This is a genomic window from Nocardia sp. NPDC056541, from assembly GCF_042794235.1.
Taxonomy (GTDB): Bacteria; Actinomycetota; Actinomycetes; order Mycobacteriales; family Mycobacteriaceae; genus Nocardia.
In genome coordinates this window covers 36,921-52,915 of sequence record NZ_JBHTUD010000023.1, presented here as the reverse complement: position 1 = coordinate 52,915, position 15,995 = coordinate 36,921, and the positions used below count along the sequence as shown (strand labels likewise).

The window sequence follows — 15,995 nt, the reverse complement described above, 5'->3', positions numbered from 1 at the left end:
CGACGGACGGGGTGCGCGGGTTAGCGTGAACAGGTGGACGAGCGCAGCGGTGACCTCGATTCGTTGATTTCGGCGTTGCCGGACGGGGCGGTCGTCATCGACCCCGATCTGCTGGCGGGCTACCGACAGGACTGGGCGCGCGATCCCGACGCCGGCACGCCGCTGGCGGTGGTGCGGGCGCGCGGTACCGCCGATGTCGCCGCCACGCTGCGGTGGGCGCACGCGAACAAGGTCCCGGTGGTGCCGCGCGGGGCCGGGACCGGCCTGTCCGGTGGGGCGACCGCGGTGGACGGCGGAATCGTGCTCAGCACCGAGCTGATGCGGGAGATCAGCGTCGACGCGGTGACCCGGATCGCGGTGGCGCAACCCGGACTGCTCAACGCCGAGGTGAAACGGGCTGTCGCCGCGGAGGGGCTGTGGTATCCACCGGACCCGTCCTCGTTCGAGATCTGCTCGATCGGCGGCAACGCGGCGACCAACGCGGGCGGGCTGTGCTGTGTGAAGTACGGCGTGACCACCGACTATGTGCTCGGCATGGAAGTGGTGCTGGCCGACGGGACCGTGGTGCGGCTCGGCGGGCCGCGACTCAAGGACTCGGCCGGGTTGTCGCTGACGAAACTGTTCGTCGGGAGCGAGGGCACGCTCGGCGTGATCACCGAACTCACCCTGCGCCTGCTGCCCGCACAGCCCCCGCAGTCGACCGTCGTGGCCAGTTTCGGCTCGCTCACCGCGGCGACCGACGCGATCCTGGCGATCACCTCGACCCTGCGCCCGGCCATGCTCGAATTCATGGACACCGTCGCGATCAACGCCGTCGAGGACGAGATGCGGATGGGGTTGGACCGCACCGCCGCCGCGCTGCTGGTCGCCCGCTCCGACGCCCCCGGCGAATTCGCCGCGCACGAAGCGCAAGTGATGGTGGGCCTGTGCGAGAAGGCCGGCGCGACGGAGGTTTTCCATACCGCCGATGCCACCGAAGGTGAGGCCTTCACCGCCGCACGACGCTTCGCGATTCCCGCCGTGGAGAAGATCGGGCCGCTGCTGCTCGAAGACGTCGGCGTGCCGTTGCCCCGGCTCGGCGACCTGATCGCCGGCGTCACCGCCATCGGCGAACGCAACGACGTGCTCGTCTCGCTCATCGCGCACGCGGGCGACGGCAACACCCACCCGCTGATCGTGCACGACCCCACCGACCCCGACAACACCGCACGCGCCCACCGCGCCTTCGGCGAGATCATGGACCTGGCCATCGCCCTCGGCGGCACCATCACCGGCGAACACGGCGTCGGCCGCTTGAAAAAGGCCTGGCTGCCCGACCAGGTCGGCCCCGACGTCATGGCCCTGACCCGCCGCATCAAGGACGCACTCGACCCCGAAGGCATCCTCAACCCCGGCGCGGTCCTCTGACCGGGTTAGCATCCGAGGCATGACCACCAGGCTCGAGCACAACGTCGCCGACACCCGTTACGAGATCTACCACGACGATGTCCTCGCGGGATACGCCGACTACGCCGAACGCGAAGACCCCAGGGTTCGCGACTTCCACCACACCATGACGTTTCCGGAGTTCCGGGGCCGAGGAGTAGCGGCCGAAGTCGTGAAATACGGGCTCGACGACTCCCGCGAACACGGCTACCAGATCATCCCCACCTGCTGGTACGTCGAAAAATACATCGCCGAACATCCCGAATACGCCGACCTCGTCCCGTAACAGCTATCCGGCACTGCCCGCCACATTCGTGTTGTGTACCGAACTGACCCACCAGGTGTCGTTGTGTTCGGTGAAAACCCATGTGCCGCGGTTGGTTACCGAGAAACTCGGGGTGCGTAGTGTCTGCTCGACAGTGACGATCGCGTGCCCACCGGAAAGGAAGCGCACGGCGAGAATCGTGTAATTCGCTTCGGCGTCCGGGCTGTTCCGCAGTGCGGTCCGGTGATACGCATGCAGTTCATCCCAGCCCAGAAAGACAGAGCCCGCCGGATTGATGAAAGCCACATCGGCGGTGAAGACGCTGTCGAAGGCGTCTGCGTCTTTTGCCGCGAGTGCGGCTTCGAGAGTTCCGAACACGCCGGTGATCGCGGCTAGTGCGACGTCCTGATCCTGGACGGCTACGGCAGCCTTCGGGCGCGCGCCAGGTGCATCAACAGTCATCGTCCCAACATACGTACGCCCTCTGCCGGCGGCCCGAATCCGCGTGCCCACACAGCAATCGACCGGGTGCTCCGGCCTACTCCTCGCAAACGGCCTGTACGAGGAAGAGTAGGCGATGTGGAACACCCGGTCGGTGCGGGGAATCAGCCCTTGAGCAGGTTACGAGCCATCACCAGACGCTGGATCTGGTTGGTGCCCTCGTAGATCTGGGTGATCTTCGCGTCGCGCATCATGCGCTCGACCGGGAAGTCGGTGGTGTAGCCGGCGCCACCGAAGAGCTGGACGGCGTTGGTGGTGACCTCCATGGCCACGTCCGAGGCGAAGCACTTGGCGGCGGCGGAGATGAAGCCGAGGTTCTTCTCGCCACGCTCGGCGCGGGCGGCCGAGGTGTAGACCATCAGGCGGGCGGCCTCGATCTTCATGGCCATGTCGGCCAGCATGAACTCGGTGTTCTGGAAGCTGGCGATGGTCTTGCCGAACTGCTTGCGATCCTTGGTGTAGGCGATCGCGGCGTCGAGCGCGCCCTGGGCCAGGCCGACGGCCTGCGCGCCGATGGTCGGGCGGGTGTGGTCGAGGGTCTGCAGCGCGGTCTTGAAACCGGTGCCGGGCTCGCCGACGATGCGGTCGCCGGGGATGCGGCAGTTCTCGAAGTACAGCTCGGCGGTCGGCGAACCCTTGATGCCCAGCTTGTGCTCGAGCGGGCCGACCACGAAGCCCTCGTCGTCCTTGTGGACCAGGAACGAGGAGATGCCGTTGGCACCCTTGTCGGCGTCGGTCACCGCCATCACGGTGTACCAGGAGGACTTGCCGCCGTTGGTGATCCAGCACTTGGAGCCGTTGAGGATCCAGTCGTCGCCGTCGGCCTTGGCGCGGGTGCGCATCGCGGCGGCATCGGAACCGGCCTCACGCTCGGACAGCGCGTAGGAAGCCATCTCGCCGTTGACGATGTCGGCCAGGACCTTGGTCTTGAGCTCTTCGGAGCCGTTGAGAATCAGGCCCATGGTGCCGAGCTTGTTCACGGCGGGGATCAGCGAGGACGAGCCACAGACGCGGGCGACTTCCTCGATCACGATACAAGTGGCGACCGAGTCGGCACCCTGGCCGCCGTAGGCCTCCGGCACGTGCACGGCGTTGAAGCCCGCGGCGTTCAGCGCGGTGAGCGCCTCCTCCGGGAAGCGGGCGTTGCCGTCGACGTCCTTGGCGTAAGGAGCGATTTCCTTCTCGGCGAGGCCGCGGATGGCGCCGCGCAGCTCGTCGTGGAAGTCCTCGAGCTTGAACAGATCGAAGTCGGGGTTACCAGCCATCGGGGGCACACTCCTGGTCGTGGTCGTGATCGCTGCGGTCTCACAGCGCGTGTGGCGTCGGCACGCAGTGCCAATCTACCGAGGATTATACGCGCGACACTCTATCGCTACATGCGGATATATGGGTGGCACTCAGTGTCACCGCTGAGCGCTTCGGCTCGGGGTGGCGCTCACAGGTTACCGAGGCGCGCGGTGAGTAGATCGGCCACCTTGCGTGGCGGCATGTCGCGGGGGAACACGGCGAGCACCAGGTCGTCGGACTCGCTCGGCGCCCTGCGCCCGCGCGGGATCATGGCCAGTTCAGTGCGCAGATCGGCGACCGCCGCCCCCGATTCGCCGCGCACCATCCGCCGCAGCAAGTAGTTGTGCGTGGCGGTGACGGCGGCCGTGTACTGCACCCGGACCAGATCGGGCACATCCGGCAACCGGCCGCGCAGGAACTCGGTGAACAGCCGCTCGTACCGGAACACCGTCACGATCTCGCGCTCACGCAACGCGGGCACCCGCCGCACCACCTGATACCGCCGCGCCGCGATGTCGCGCCACTGCGTGAACCGCTCGAACACCCCGATCACGGCCTCGCACACCGCTTCCCACGGATCCCCGTCGACCCCTTCCAGGAATTCCTGCGCCGAGGCCAGCTGGAACTCGTGATCAGCGAAGATCACATCCTCTTTGGACCGGAACTGCCGAAAGAAGGTCCGCCGCGAGATCCCCGCCGCCACCGCGATCTCATCCACCGTCGTCGCCTCGTACCCCCGCTCGGCGAACAACCGCAACGCCTGATCAACCACCGTAAGCCGAAACTGCGCCGCATCATCGTGTGCCACGGACGTCAACCGTAGTCACTGCTCCGCAAGCGCCTCACCCGACGTCGACGAACCTCGTCAGCCCAGGAGCTTGGTGCGCAGGGCTTCGTCTTTGTCGAGGACCATTTTCTCGAGGCCGGCCTGGAACTGTTCCATGCGGGTGCGCAGGGAGTCGTCGGAGGTGCCGAGGATGCGGGCTGCGAGCAGGCCTGCGTTGCGGGCGCCGCCGATGGAGACGGTGGCTACCGGGACTCCTGCGGGCATTTGGACGATGGAGAGGAGGGAGTCCATGCCGTCGAGAAATTTCAGGGGGACGGGGACGCCGATGACGGGGAGGGGGGTGGCCGAGGCGACCATGCCGGGGAGGTGGGCGGCGCCGCCCGCGCCCGCGATGATCACCTTCAGGCCGCGGCCCGCGGCCTCACGGGCGTAGTCGAGCATGCGCTGGGGGGTGCGGTGGGCGGAGACGACGCCTACTTCGAAGCGGATGCCGAATTCGGCGAGGGCCTCGGCGGCGGCTTCCATGGTGGGCCAGTCGGAGTCGCTGCCCATGATCAGGCCGACCTGGGGTCCGTTGGTGCTCACGTGGGTTCCTTAGGGGTCGAAAACTGTGGTGGCAGAAGTGGTGTCACGCGCCGTGCGGGTCCCAGCCGTCGGTCCAGACGGCATGCGACATCCAGTGCGCCGCCCGCTCGGCCTTTTCCCGGACCTCGATGGCGTCGTCACCGAGGACGTTGAGGTGACCGATCTTGCGGTCGGGCCGTTCGCCCTTGCCGTAGAGGTGCACCTTGGCCTCTGGCAGGCGGGCGAACAGGTGGTGCAGGCGCTCGTCCATCGACATCTCGGGAGCCTCGGCCGCACCGAGGATGTTCGCCATCACCGTCACCGGGGCGAGCGGCGTCGTATCACCGAGCGGGTAGTCCAGGACCGCGCGCAGGTGCTGCTCGAACTGGCCGGTGCAGGCACCGTCCATGCCCCAGTGGCCCGAGTTGTGCGGGCGCATCGCGAGCTCGTTCACCAGGAGCTCGCCGTCGTGGGTCTCGAACAGCTCGACGGCCATGACGCCCACCACACCCAGACCCGCGGCGAGCTCGAGCGCCATGGTCTCGGCGCGCGCGGCGAGGTCCTCGTCCAGATCCTGGGCGGGGGCGATCACCACGGCGCACTGACCGTTGCGCTGCACGGTCTCCACGACCGGCCAGGTCGCGGCCTGCCCGAACGGCGACCGCGCGACCATCGCCGACAGTTCCCGCTTCAACGAGACCTTCGACTCGGCCAGCAACTGCACACCGTGCGCGAGCTGGTCGGTGACCAACCGGGTGGCCTCGGCCGCGTCGGCGGGCATCCACACGCCACGACCGTCGTACCCGCCGCGCACGGCCTTCAGCACGAACGGCCAGCCGTGCTCGTCACCGAAGGCCACCGCGTCCGCGGGCGCGGCGACCTCGACGAACGCCGGAACCGGCAGACCCAGCGCGGACAGCTTCGTGCGCATGGCCAGCTTGTCCTGGGCGAAGATCAGCGCCTGCGGCGGCGGCGCCACGTTCACGCCCTCGGCGACCAGCACGTCGAGGTGCTCGGTCGGCACGTGCTCGTGATCGAAGGTGAGCGCGTGCGAACCGCGCGCTGCCTTTCGCAGCGCGGACAGGTCGTCGTGGCTGCCGAGCACGACGTCGGGGGTGACCTGGGCGGCGGGGTCGTCCGGCCGCTCGGCGAGCACCCGTAGACGCTGGCCCAGGGCTACCGCGGCCTGGTGCGTCATACGCGCGAGCTGACCCCCACCGACCATCGTGACGGTGGGCATGGCTGACGGATCGAATGAACGTGCACTCACGTCGTGCAATGTTGTCATGTCGAATGCGAATGTTTGCGACCGGTACACTCAGAACTCGTGTCAATCGTCGACGACGTGGTCAGCGTCCTTCCCCCGCGCCTGCGAGAAATCGCGATCAGGCATAAAGAGCTGATCAAATTCGCCCTCGTCGGCGCCACGACGTTCGTGATCGACAGCGGCCTGTACTACCTCCTGAAATGGACGATTCTCGCCGACAAGCCGCTCACCGCCAAGATCATCTCGGGCGTGGTGGCGGTGATCGCTTCCTACATCCTCAACCGAGAATGGTCGTTCAAGAATCGGGGCGGCCGGGAGAAGCATCACGAGGCGCTGCTGTTCTTCGCGGTGAGCGGGATCGGGGTGGTCCTGGCCAATATCCCGCTGTGGATCTCGATCTACGGGCTCGATCTGCGCGAACCCCATGTGAGCTTCGTCGTCGCGAACGTGGCCGATTTCTTCAGCGCGTTCATCATCGGCAACCTGCTGCAGATGGCGTTCCGTTTCTGGGCGATGCGGCGCTGGGTGTTCCCCGACGAGATCGACGAGATCGTGGCCGAGTTCGAGGAACTGGTCGAAGAAGAGCACCTCGGCCGAGCCTGAGTCAGCGCGGCTCGGTCAGGGTCGCGTTCTGCGGGCGGTTGAGCTTGGAACCCAGGAACACCGCGAACAGGGCCGGACGGCGCCGCTGCAGCTCGAGCCGACCGCCGTCGGCCTCGACCAGCGCGCGGGCCAGCGCGAGACCGACACCGGTCGACCCGCCCGCGGAGAACCCACGATCGAAGATGTGCGGCGCCAGTTCGTCGCGCACACCCTCGCCCTCGTCGGACACCTCCACGCAGATCAGCGGGTCGCGAGAGCTCATCGTCGGGACCGTGCGCACCGAGATCGTGCAGGTGCCGCCGCCGTGCATCAGCGCATTGTCGACCAGCACCGCGACCGCCTCGCGCAGCCGCGAACCGGTGATCGGGGCCTGGAGGGACTCGTCGCCGAGCAGCAGCAGTTCGCGCCCGGTCTCGTGGAACGGGTGGGTCCACTCGGTGACCACACCGCGCAGTTCCGCCATCACCGGCACCGGATCGCGGTCGGTGGCGTCTTCGTCGCGGGAGGCGCGGACCAGGTCGTCGATGGCGTCGGTGAGCCGGTCGACCTGCGCCATCGCCTCCTCGGCCTCGTGCACCACCTCGGGGTCGGCGTGGGTGGACAACTCGTCCAGGCGCAGGCGAACGGCGGTCAGGCGGCTGCGTAGCTGGTGGGAAACGTCGGCCACCAGCGCGTGCTCGCGTTGCAGGCGGCCGGCGATCTCGACGGTCGCCGAATCGAGCACATCGGAGACCCGGTCCAGTTCGGCGATGCCATGTCGGCGCGGATCGGGCCGGAAGTCACCCATCGCCAGCCGGGCCGCCCTGGCGGCCACATCGCGCAGCGGGTCGGCGACGCGGCGCGCGGTCACCACCGCGACCGAGAACGCCGCACCCAGCGAGGCGAGCACGGCCAGCGCCACCGCGGCGACCGCCTGCTCCTGCCGGGAATGCATCGGCCCGGCGGGCACCTCGAGCCGCAGCGAACCGGACGTGCCCATCGACAGCGATTCGACCAGCGGATCCGCCACCTCCGCGACGCCGATATCGGTGCGCGCGGCATTGTCGTGCGGGGCCGGATAGACGATGGTGAGCTTGCCGCCCTCGGGGACCAGCGCGCTCATGGCGCGCACGTCGAGACCGTCGTGGACGGTCCCGTCGACCCGTTCCTGGGCGATCACCTCGGTCGAGATCCGGTCGAGGCGACTCTGCAGATCGTTGCGGGTGATGTCTTCGACCCACAGCCACGCGGTGTAGATCAGCGGCACGCCGAGCACCACCGTGGTGATGGTCAGCACGGTCAGGATCGAGCGCAGGATGCGACGGCGCACTGCGGCGTCAGCCTCGGTGCGAGGTGGGGCCGTCGGTATTGAGCCGGAACCCCACACCGCGCACGGTGACGATGCGACGCTCCGCCATCGGGCCCTCGTCGCCGATCTTGCGACGCAACCAGGACATGTGCATGTCGAGCGTCTTGGAGCCGCGCAGGTCGGCGTCGCCCCAGACCTCGCGCAGGATGGTCTCGCGCGCCACCACCTGGCCCGCCCGGTCGATGAGGACCTTGAGCAGCTCGTACTCCTTGTTGGCCAGGTTCACCTCGGCCCCGTTGACCAGCACCCGCCGCGCCGCGGGTTCGAGCCGGATCGCGCCGACCTCCACCGCGTCGTCCCCGATTCCGCTGCGCCGCAACAGGGCTCGCACGCGGGCGAGGAGTTCGGCCAGCCGGAACGGTTTGCCCACGTAGTCGTCGGCGCCCGCGTCGAGGCCGACGACGAAGTCGACCTCGTCGGTGCGGGCGGTGAGCATCAGCACGGCCAGATCGGCCCCGCTCGCACGCACCTGCCGACACACCTCCAGCCCGTCCATGCCGGGCAGGCCCAGATCGAGGATCAGCAGGTCGTGGTTGCCCTCGAGGGCGCGGCGCAACACCGCCGGGCCGAAGCGTTCGACGGTGACGGTGTAGCCCTCACGCCCCAGTGCACGCGACAGGGGTGCGGCGATCGCCTCGTCGTCTTCGGCCAGCAGAACAGCGGTCATCTGCACAGGTTAAATGTTTCTGATCAGCGAGGACGGGCAGCTCACCGGTAGCCGCCGCCCCAGTGCTGCTCGTTGGCGGACCGTCCCGCCTCGAAGACCTGGTGGTAGAGCAGCGAATGGACCTGCTGGACCTGGGGCACGTCGTCGTACTCGAGCGGCTCCTCCGAGGAGGAGCCGATGATCAGGGTGCCGGTGCCGAGCGCCCGGTCGAGCAGACCGTGGCGGAACTGCACACTGGAGATCCGGCTGAGCGGGATATCGATGCCGGTATGGGTGAGCACGCCCTGGCGCACCAGCACCCGCCGACCGGTGACGATGAAATGCGTCGACTTCCAGGCGATCACGCGCGCGACGACCCGCCACGCGACCAGCCCGAGCCAGGCCAGCCCGATCAGGATCAGCAACACCGTGCGCACGTGACCGGTGGTGTTGCGCCAGGCCAGGCCGCCGAGGAATCCGGCGATCGCGGTCACGACGATGAGAGTGACGATGGGCCACACCAACATCTTCCAGTGTGGGTGGCGGTGCAGGATCAACTGCTCGTCGGGCGCGAGGACATCCTCCGGGTAACCCATGACCGAACAGTACCGCGCTGGGACGTCGGGTTCTGCGACAGTCGCACCGCATTTCTCGATGCCACGGCCGAGGCGATACTGTGGATTACACGCTAGATGCCAGGTTTTGCCCTTATCTGCTTGCTCGATACCGACAGTGGAGGCACGCGTGACCGAAGATCTGACTCAGCTCGAAATCCTCACGGCCCTCGAACCAGTGGCCGAACAGAACCTCAACCGGCACCTTTCCATCGCCAAGGACTGGAATCCGCACGATTACGTGCCGTGGGAGGAAGGCCGCAATTTCGCCGCGATGGGCGGAAGCGATTGGGAGCCATCACAATCCAGGCTCACCGATGTCGCCAAGGCGGCGATGATCACCAATCTGCTCACCGAGGACAACCTGCCGTCCTACCACCGTGAGATCGCCGAGAACTTCTCCCTCGACGGCGCGTGGGGCACCTGGGTGGGCCGCTGGACCGCCGAGGAGAACCGCCACGGCATCGTGATCCGCGACTACCTCGTCGTCACCCGCGGCGTCGACCCGGTGGCGCTGGAGGAAGCGCGGATGGTCCACATGACCCAGGGCGCGCACGCACCGGCGAACTGGGGTGGATTCCTGGTCAACGTCGCGTATGTGACGTTCCAGGAGCTGGCCACCCGGGTGAGCCACCGCAATACCGGTCGGGTCTGCGACGACCCGATCGCCGACAAGATGCTGGCCCGCGTCGCCACCGACGAGAACCTGCACATGATCTTCTACCGCAACCTGTGCGCGGCGGCGCTCGACCTGGCCCCCGACCAGGCGATGCCCGCGATCACCAAGGTGCTCACCAATTTCCAGATGCCGGGCGCGGGCATGCCCAACTGGCGGCGCAACGGCGTGCTGATGGCCAAGCACGGGATCTACGACCTGCGCCAGCACCTCGACGAGGTGGTGCGGCCGGTGCTCAAGCAGTGGAACGTCTTCGACCGCAACGACTTCGGTGCGCGCGGTGAGACAGCGCGCGATGAACTCGCGCTGTTCATCGACAAGCTGGAGAAGGACGTGCTGCGGTTCGAGGAGCAGCGCGACCGGCTGCTGGCGCGCGAGCGCGAGGTGGCCGAGCGCGCGACCGCGGGTGCGGCCGCACACTGATCCGTCTCGGCGACGGGCCCGGCTCCGGGCCCGTCGTCAGTACTGTCCGCGCAGGTGGGAAACGTCGCCGGCCGATACCGCCCGCTCACCGATGAGCAGCCGCCCGGTGTCGTCGACATCGCTCGCCACCCCGGTGAGCACCGTCCCGCCGGGCAGTTCGGCACGCACTTCCATGCCGATGGTGGCGCATCGCTCACGGTATTCGGCCACCAGATCGACGGTGGCCCAGCCCGACCGCTCCCACGCGGTGAAGCGGCGCGAGAACTCCGCCAGGATCGCCGCGACCAGCGCGGTGCGGTCGACGTCGGTCGCACCGGCCAAGCTCAGCGAAGTCGCATGGGCGACAGGCAGTTCCGATTCGGCGAGGTCGACGTTCATCCCGATGCCGACCACCACCGCGGGTGCGATGCCGGTCGCGGCGACCTCGGCCAGGATGCCCGCGAGTTTGCGGCCGTCGAGCAGAACATCGTTGGGCCACTTCAATTCCGGTGCGACACCGGCGGTGCCACGCAGCGCGTCGACCACCGCGATGCCGGTGAGCAACGGCAACCAGCCGAGCGCGGCGGGGTCGATGCCGGGCAGGCGCACCAGGATCGACAGCGAGATCTGCGCGCGGGGCGGACTCACCCACGCGCGGGCATGTCTGCCGCGACCGCTCACCTGTTCCTCGGCGAGCAGAGCCTGACGATCGGCGGACGGGTCGGCGGCGCGAGCAACCAGGTCGGCGTTGGTCGATCCGGTCGATTCGACTACATCGATCCGGTCGTAGAACGACAGGCCCGGCGAGCTGCGCAGACCCCGTACATCGATGGGTGCCCTGTTCATTCCCGGCAGGTTACTGGAGTTCTCTGTGAACGGTCATGACCATAGCTAGCTGGGGTTTCTCTACTGGCCGGTAAGCGAGACTGCCGTGGTGCGCGGAGGTGTCACTCGTTACACTCGCAACCCATGACGAGTGTCCAGCAGCAGCCCGCATCGGAATCGGCGGGCGCCCCCGATATCCACACCACCGCCGGGAAGCTGGCTGATCTGCGGAATCGGCTGGAAGAAGCGCAACACCCGATGGGTGAGACCGCGGTCGACAAGGTGCACGCCAAGGGCAAGATGACCGCGCGTGAGCGCATCCTCGCCCTGGTCGACGAAGGCTCCTTCGTCGAACTCGATGCCCTCGCCAAGCACCGCAGCGTGAATTTCGGCCTGGAGCACAACCGCCCGCTCGGTGACGGCGTCGTCACCGGCTACGGCACCATCGACGGCCGCGACGTGTGCATCTTCTCGCAGGACGTCACCGTGTTCGGTGGCTCGCTCGGCGAGGTGTACGGCGAGAAGATCGTCAAGGTGATGGACCTGGCGATCAAGACCGGCCGTCCGCTGGTCGGCATCAACGAGGGCGCGGGCGCGCGTATCCAGGAGGGTGTCGTCTCCCTCGGGCTCTACGGCGAGATCTTCCACCGCAACGTGCAGGCCTCCGGCGTGATCCCGCAGATCTCGCTGATCATGGGCGCCGCCGCCGGTGGTCACGTGTACTCCCCCGCGCTCACCGACTTCGTGGTGATGGTCGATCAGACCTCGCAGATGTTCGTCACCGGGCCCGACGTGATCAAGACCGTCACCGGTGAAGAGGTCTCGATGGAGGACCTGGGTGGCGCGCACACCCACATGGTGAAGTCCGGTGTGGCCCACTACGTGGCCTCCGGTGAGCAGGATGCCCTCGACTACGTCAAGGACCTGCTGAGCTACCTGCCGAGCAACAACCGCGCAGAGGCCCCGCGCCACGCTCCGACCGACCCGATCAACGGTGCGATCGAGGATGCCCTCACCGACGAGGACATCGAGCTCGACACGATCATCCCGGACTCGCCGAACCAGCCCTACGACATGCACGAGGTCATCCGCCGGCTGCTCGACGACGACGAGTTCCTCGAGGTCCAGGCCGAGCGCGCGATGAACATCATCTGCGGCTTCGGCCGGGTGGACGGGCGCAGCGTCGGCATCGTCGCCAACCAGCCGACCCAGTTCGCCGGCTGCCTCGACATCGACGCCTCGGAGAAGGCCGCGCGCTTCGTGCGCACCTGCGACGCCTTCAACATCCCGATCATCACCCTGGTGGACGTGCCCGGCTTCCTGCCCGGCACGGGCCAGGAATACAACGGCATCATCCGCCGCGGTGCGAAGCTGCTCTACGCCTACGGCGAGGCCACTGTGGGCAAGATCACGATCATCACTCGCAAGGCCTACGGCGGCGCCTACGACGTCATGGGTTCCAAGCACATGGGCGCCGATGTGAACCTGGCATGGCCCACCGCCCAGATCGCCGTGATGGGCGCCTCCGGCGCTGTCGGATTCGTCTACCGCAAGCAGCTGCTCGAAGCCGCCAAGAACGGCGACGACGTCGATGCGCTGCGCCTCGAGCTGCAGAACGAGTACGAGGACACTCTCGTGAACCCGTACGTCGCCGCCGAGCGCGGCTACGTGGACGCGGTCATCCCGCCCTCACACACCCGTGGCCAGATCGTGTCGGCGCTGCGGCTCCTCGAGCGCAAAATGGTGACCATGCCGCCGAAGAAACACGGCAACATTCCGCTCTGAAAACGCGATATCCCGGATAGGCCGCGCACACTTGTTGTGGAAGACAACTATTGATCGGCGCGGCCACACCGGGAATGATCGCGTCAACCGCGCTGTGAAGCGAAGTAAGTGCAGGAAGGATCTGGCACTGTGACAACTGTGGCAGAAGAAGACGTGTTGACAGTCGCCGAGCTCGAGCTCGTCGTCGAACCACTCGTCGAAGAGGTCGACCTGCCGGCGGGCACGGTGGCGCAGGCCACCGTCGACGCCGCGGGCGAACCACTGTTCCGCATTCTCAAGGGCTCGCCCACCGATCAGGACATCGCGGCTCTGGTCGCCGTCCTGAGCGCGGCGACGGCCGACGCACCCGTCGGCGGATCGAACGGACCGGCCGACGCATGGGGCACATCGACGATGATGCATCGGGGCACGAACCCGTTCTCGCCGTACGTGTACCCGATGCTGTCGCACCTGCGCTGAGGTGACCGAAGCTGGTGCGGCGGTCACCGGAGCCGCTGCTGCGGTGACCAGGCTGGTGCTGGCGTCGGCGTCGCCTGCCCGGCTCGGGATCCTGCGCACCGCTGGTATCGATCCCGTGGTGCGGGTCTCGGGCGTAGACGAGGACGCGGTGTCGGCGGCTCTGCCCGCCGGTACCTCCTCGCACGATGTCGTCGTCGCCCTGGCTCGTGCCAAGGCGGCCGACGTCGCCGCGTCGATTCCCGAATTCGGTGCCGACTGTGTCGTCGTCGGCTGCGATTCGATGCTGCTCGTCGACGGGCAGCTCCAAGGCAAACCGCACACCCCGGAGGTGGCGCGCGAGCGCTGGGCCACGATGGCGGGCCGCAGCGCGGATCTGATCACCGGGCACTGCGTGCTGCGGCTGCGCGACGGCGAAATCGTCGCCGAGTCGGCCGAATGCAGCAGTACCACGGTGCATTTCGCGAAGCCGACACCGGATGAGCTCGATACCTATATCGCGTCGGGCGAGCCGCTGAAGGTCGCGGGGGCGTTCACCCTGGACGGGCTGGGCGGCTGGTTCGTCGACCGGATCGAAGGCGATCCGTCCAGCGTCATCGGGATCGGACTACCGCTGTTGCGCCGGCTGCTCGAAGACGTCGGTGTCGGTGTCACGCAACTGTGGCGGGATCCGCGGGACTGACGGCGCGATCACGTGCTCATCCCCCGGCTCCACGGCCGGGGTGCGGTCGGGCGCGGTCATCGTCAGATCGAGCCGGGCCGTGCACAGCTCGGGCTCGACGAAGGGGTGCAGCTGCACGTCCACCCGGCCGCGGGCGCCGTTGCGTTCGAGCACCTCCCGCATGAGCCCCATGTGCACGCCACACACCACTTCGGCGTGTGAGCGGGCCAGTTCCCGCAGCGGGCAGGCCGTCAGGTTGATCTGGACGTGCTCGGAGGTCTCACCGGCGGGTTCCTTCTCGGGTGCGAACCCGAGCTCCGACATCAGCGACATGGTGATGTCCCTGGCGTCGGCGAGGGTTTCCACCGGCTGGGTGCCGATGTCCATCCGGGCACCCCAGGCGCGACCAGCGGCCACGGCGGCGGCGGAACGGGCGATCGGATCGGGGCCGAGATGGTCTGCCAGTACCTGCGCGAGCTCCTGATATCCCACCGAGCGCTGCACCGCGCGATAGCCGATGCGCGGTCGGCCGCGGCCGCGTGGCGGTTGCTGGAACTGGCGAACCAGCGATTCGCGGGTGAGGACGTCGAGGTGGAATCGGACGGTGGTGACGTGCTGTCCGGTGATGCGGGCCAGTTCCTGGGCATCGAGGGGCTCGGTGGCGCCACGTAGGATCGCGAGCAGTCGCCGTCGCGGCCAAGAATCGGACATAGCTCACCCCTCCTCTCCAGAGACTTTATCGGACATCCGTGCGCTTTATTCGCCCATTGTGTCGATTCGTGATGTGCCACCACACACTTACCATCGGCTGCGACCACACAGTGGTCGCACCCACCCAACTCGCGTGAAGGACCACACCGTGCCCGTCGCCCCGGATCCGCACCCCGCCTTCGGTTCCTACGCAGTCCCGCATCGATTGGTAACCACAGAATGGCTGTCCGCAAACATCGGCGTGCGTGGTTTACGAATCATCGAGTCCAACGATGACATCCTGCTCTATGACATCGGCCATGTCCCAGGCGCGGTCAAGATCGACTGGCGCGGCGACCTGAGCGACCCGGTGACCCGCGATTATGTCGACGGCAAGCGCTTCACCGAGCTGATGCGCGCCAAGGGCATCGAGCGCGACGACACGATCGTGATCTACGGCGACCGCGGCAACGCCCAGGCCGCGCACACCGCCTGGATCTTCACCCTGTTCGGCCACGAGGACGTGCGCCTGCTCGACGGCGGCCGCGACGCCTGGATCTCCGAGGAACGCGACACCACATTCGACCAGCCCTACCCCACGCCCAGCGACTACCCCGAGGTCACGCGCGACGACACGACCGCCCGCGCGTTCCGCGAGGACGTACTCGCCAGACTCGGCGAACCCCTCGTCGATGTGCGCTCGGCGCAGGAGTACTCCGGCGAGCTCGAGGACAAACCGCGCAACCAGGAGTACGCCGCCCTGCGCGGCGGGCACGTGCCGACGGCGGTGAACATCCCGTGGACCGAGGCCGCCACGATCGACGGCCGCTTCCGCTCCCGCACCGACCTGGACGAGGTCTACGGCACGCTTCCCGCCGACGACCTGGTCGTCTACAGCGGGGTGGGCGAGCGGTCCAGCCACACCTGGTTCGTCCTGACCTTCCTGCTCGGCCGCAGGTCGGTGCGCAATTACGACGGATCGTGGATCGAATGGGGCAACTCGGTGCGGGTACCGATCGTCACGGGCACCGAACCAGGTGTCGCGAATCGGATCATTTGAAACATGTTCACATCACTGGACGCCGCGTAGTGTGACCTGCGACCTACTCGACAGTAGGGCTAGCCGAGTTCGAGCAGGGTTGGCACACTGCCTACACTCGCCCGAGACGAAAGTTGTCGATACCGGGCACGGG

18 protein-coding genes are annotated in these 15,995 nt (G+C 67.5%); 8 read left to right on the top strand and 10 right to left on the bottom strand.

All coding sequences use genetic code 11. The features are described 5' to 3' along the window. Positions 1 to 33: 33 nt before the first annotated feature. Positions 34 to 1,407: an FAD-binding oxidoreductase gene (locus ACFQ9R_RS30235; RefSeq protein WP_378995436.1), complete on the top strand. Its 1,374-nt coding sequence runs from the start codon at positions 34 to 36 to the stop codon at positions 1,405 to 1,407. 19 nt (positions 1,408 to 1,426) lie between these two features. Beyond that, positions 1,427 to 1,711 carry a GNAT family N-acetyltransferase gene (locus tag ACFQ9R_RS30230; protein WP_378995434.1) on the top strand — a complete coding sequence of 95 codons (285 nt, stop codon included), beginning with the start codon at positions 1,427 to 1,429 and terminating at the stop codon, positions 1,709 to 1,711. Between the two features lie 3 nt (positions 1,712 to 1,714). On the opposite strand, the gene ACFQ9R_RS30225 is transcribed toward ACFQ9R_RS30230, so the two are convergent. From ACFQ9R_RS30225 to ACFQ9R_RS30205, 5 genes are all read right to left on the bottom strand, one after another. Further along, positions 1,715 to 2,152: an SgcJ/EcaC family oxidoreductase gene (locus ACFQ9R_RS30225; RefSeq protein ID WP_378995431.1), complete on the bottom strand. Its 438-nt coding sequence runs from the start codon at positions 2,150 to 2,152 to the stop codon at positions 1,715 to 1,717. Positions 2,153 to 2,295: 143 nt separating this feature from the next. Beyond that, positions 2,296 to 3,456: an acyl-CoA dehydrogenase gene (locus tag ACFQ9R_RS30220; RefSeq protein WP_067447997.1), complete on the bottom strand. Its 1,161-nt coding sequence runs from the start codon at positions 3,454 to 3,456 to the stop codon at positions 2,296 to 2,298. A 170-nt stretch (positions 3,457 to 3,626) separates the two neighbouring features. Continuing rightward, the gene (locus tag ACFQ9R_RS30215; protein WP_378995429.1) at positions 3,627 to 4,286 is read right to left on the bottom strand and encodes a TetR family transcriptional regulator; all 660 of its coding nucleotides are present in this window, start codon (positions 4,284 to 4,286) and stop codon (positions 3,627 to 3,629) included. A 57-nt stretch (positions 4,287 to 4,343) separates the two neighbouring features. Further along, a complete protein-coding gene (purE, locus tag ACFQ9R_RS30210; protein ID WP_378995427.1) occupies positions 4,344 to 4,850 on the bottom strand; it encodes a 5-(carboxyamino)imidazole ribonucleotide mutase in 507 nt (168 codons plus the stop codon). A gap of 43 nt (positions 4,851 to 4,893) precedes the next feature. Further along, positions 4,894 to 6,117, bottom strand: a complete 1,224-nt coding sequence (locus ACFQ9R_RS30205; RefSeq protein ID WP_378995425.1) for a 5-(carboxyamino)imidazole ribonucleotide synthase — start codon at positions 6,115 to 6,117, stop codon at positions 4,894 to 4,896. A 39-nt stretch (positions 6,118 to 6,156) separates the two neighbouring features. Between ACFQ9R_RS30205 and ACFQ9R_RS30200 the strand changes: the two genes are divergently transcribed. Beyond that, the gene (locus ACFQ9R_RS30200) at positions 6,157 to 6,699 is read left to right on the top strand and encodes a GtrA family protein (RefSeq protein WP_378995423.1); all 543 of its coding nucleotides are present in this window, start codon (positions 6,157 to 6,159) and stop codon (positions 6,697 to 6,699) included. A gap of 1 nt (position 6,700) precedes the next feature. Here the strand turns inward: ACFQ9R_RS30200 and ACFQ9R_RS30195 are convergent, their stop codons facing one another. The 3 genes from ACFQ9R_RS30195 to ACFQ9R_RS30185 are packed head-to-tail and all read right to left on the bottom strand — an operon-like array spanning position 6,701 to position 9,289. Further along, a complete protein-coding gene (locus ACFQ9R_RS30195; protein WP_378995421.1) occupies positions 6,701 to 8,008 on the bottom strand; it encodes a sensor histidine kinase in 1,308 nt (435 codons plus the stop codon). Between the two features lie 7 nt (positions 8,009 to 8,015). Continuing rightward, positions 8,016 to 8,714: a response regulator transcription factor gene (locus tag ACFQ9R_RS30190; protein WP_056818039.1), complete on the bottom strand. Its 699-nt coding sequence runs from the start codon at positions 8,712 to 8,714 to the stop codon at positions 8,016 to 8,018. A 41-nt stretch (positions 8,715 to 8,755) separates the two neighbouring features. Further along, positions 8,756 to 9,289, bottom strand: coding sequence for a PH domain-containing protein (locus tag ACFQ9R_RS30185; protein ID WP_378635591.1), 534 nt, complete (start codon positions 9,287 to 9,289; stop codon positions 8,756 to 8,758). Between the two features lie 148 nt (positions 9,290 to 9,437). On the opposite strand from ACFQ9R_RS30185, the gene ACFQ9R_RS30180 reads away from it, so the two are divergent. Next, on the top strand, positions 9,438 to 10,406 hold the full coding sequence (locus ACFQ9R_RS30180) for an acyl-ACP desaturase (protein WP_378995419.1): 969 nt from the start codon (positions 9,438 to 9,440) through the stop codon (positions 10,404 to 10,406). A 36-nt stretch (positions 10,407 to 10,442) separates the two neighbouring features. Here the strand turns inward: ACFQ9R_RS30180 and ACFQ9R_RS30175 are convergent, their stop codons facing one another. Then, positions 10,443 to 11,231 (bottom strand): biotin--[acetyl-CoA-carboxylase] ligase, encoded by a 789-nt coding sequence (locus ACFQ9R_RS30175; RefSeq protein ID WP_378995416.1) that lies wholly within the window; start codon positions 11,229 to 11,231, stop codon positions 10,443 to 10,445. Positions 11,232 to 11,354: 123 nt separating this feature from the next. Here ACFQ9R_RS30175 and ACFQ9R_RS30170 point away from each other — a divergent pair, with 123 nt between their 5' ends. From ACFQ9R_RS30170 to ACFQ9R_RS30160, 3 genes are all read left to right on the top strand, one after another. Next, positions 11,355 to 12,995, top strand: coding sequence for an acyl-CoA carboxylase subunit beta (locus tag ACFQ9R_RS30170; protein WP_378995413.1), 1,641 nt, complete (start codon positions 11,355 to 11,357; stop codon positions 12,993 to 12,995). 129 nt (positions 12,996 to 13,124) lie between these two features. After that, positions 13,125 to 13,454, top strand: coding sequence for an acyl-CoA carboxylase epsilon subunit (locus ACFQ9R_RS30165; protein ID WP_378995411.1), 330 nt, complete (start codon positions 13,125 to 13,127; stop codon positions 13,452 to 13,454). Between the two features lie 43 nt (positions 13,455 to 13,497). After that, on the top strand, positions 13,498 to 14,133 hold the full coding sequence (locus ACFQ9R_RS30160) for a nucleoside triphosphate pyrophosphatase (protein WP_378662369.1): 636 nt from the start codon (positions 13,498 to 13,500) through the stop codon (positions 14,131 to 14,133). Here ACFQ9R_RS30160 and ACFQ9R_RS30155 read toward each other — a convergent pair. Continuing rightward, positions 14,059 to 14,823, bottom strand: a complete 765-nt coding sequence (locus ACFQ9R_RS30155) for a helix-turn-helix transcriptional regulator (protein WP_378995408.1) — start codon at positions 14,821 to 14,823, stop codon at positions 14,059 to 14,061. The genes ACFQ9R_RS30160 and ACFQ9R_RS30155 overlap by 75 nt on opposite strands. 148 nt (positions 14,824 to 14,971) lie before the next feature. Here ACFQ9R_RS30155 and ACFQ9R_RS30150 point away from each other — a divergent pair, with 148 nt between their 5' ends. Beyond that, the gene (locus tag ACFQ9R_RS30150; protein ID WP_378995498.1) at positions 14,972 to 15,862 is read left to right on the top strand and encodes a sulfurtransferase; all 891 of its coding nucleotides are present in this window, start codon (positions 14,972 to 14,974) and stop codon (positions 15,860 to 15,862) included. The last annotated feature ends 133 nt before the right edge of the window (positions 15,863 to 15,995 follow it).

What these genes read in the sequence shown, in the direction of transcription:
- ACFQ9R_RS30230 (WP_378995434.1), top strand. Translation starts at nt 1,427, where the DNA reads ATGACCACCAGGCTCGAGCACAACGTCGCCGACACCCGTTACGAGATC.
- ACFQ9R_RS30225 (WP_378995431.1), bottom strand. Translation starts at nt 2,152, where the DNA reads ATGACTGTTGATGCACCTGGCGCGCGCCCGAAGGCTGCCGTAGCCGTC.
- ACFQ9R_RS30220 (WP_067447997.1), bottom strand. Translation starts at nt 3,456, where the DNA reads ATGGCTGGTAACCCCGACTTCGATCTGTTCAAGCTCGAGGACTTCCAC.
- ACFQ9R_RS30205 (WP_378995425.1), bottom strand. Translation starts at nt 6,117, where the DNA reads ATGACAACATTGCACGACGTGAGTGCACGTTCATTCGATCCGTCAGCC.
- ACFQ9R_RS30190 (WP_056818039.1), bottom strand. Translation starts at nt 8,714, where the DNA reads ATGACCGCTGTTCTGCTGGCCGAAGACGACGAGGCGATCGCCGCACCC.
- ACFQ9R_RS30185 (WP_378635591.1), bottom strand. Translation starts at nt 9,289, where the DNA reads ATGGGTTACCCGGAGGATGTCCTCGCGCCCGACGAGCAGTTGATCCTG.
- ACFQ9R_RS30175 (WP_378995416.1), bottom strand. Translation starts at nt 11,231, where the DNA reads ATGAACAGGGCACCCATCGATGTACGGGGTCTGCGCAGCTCGCCGGGC.
- ACFQ9R_RS30170 (WP_378995413.1), top strand. Translation starts at nt 11,355, where the DNA reads ATGACGAGTGTCCAGCAGCAGCCCGCATCGGAATCGGCGGGCGCCCCC.
- ACFQ9R_RS30155 (WP_378995408.1), bottom strand. Translation starts at nt 14,823, where the DNA reads ATGTCCGATTCTTGGCCGCGACGGCGACTGCTCGCGATCCTACGTGGC.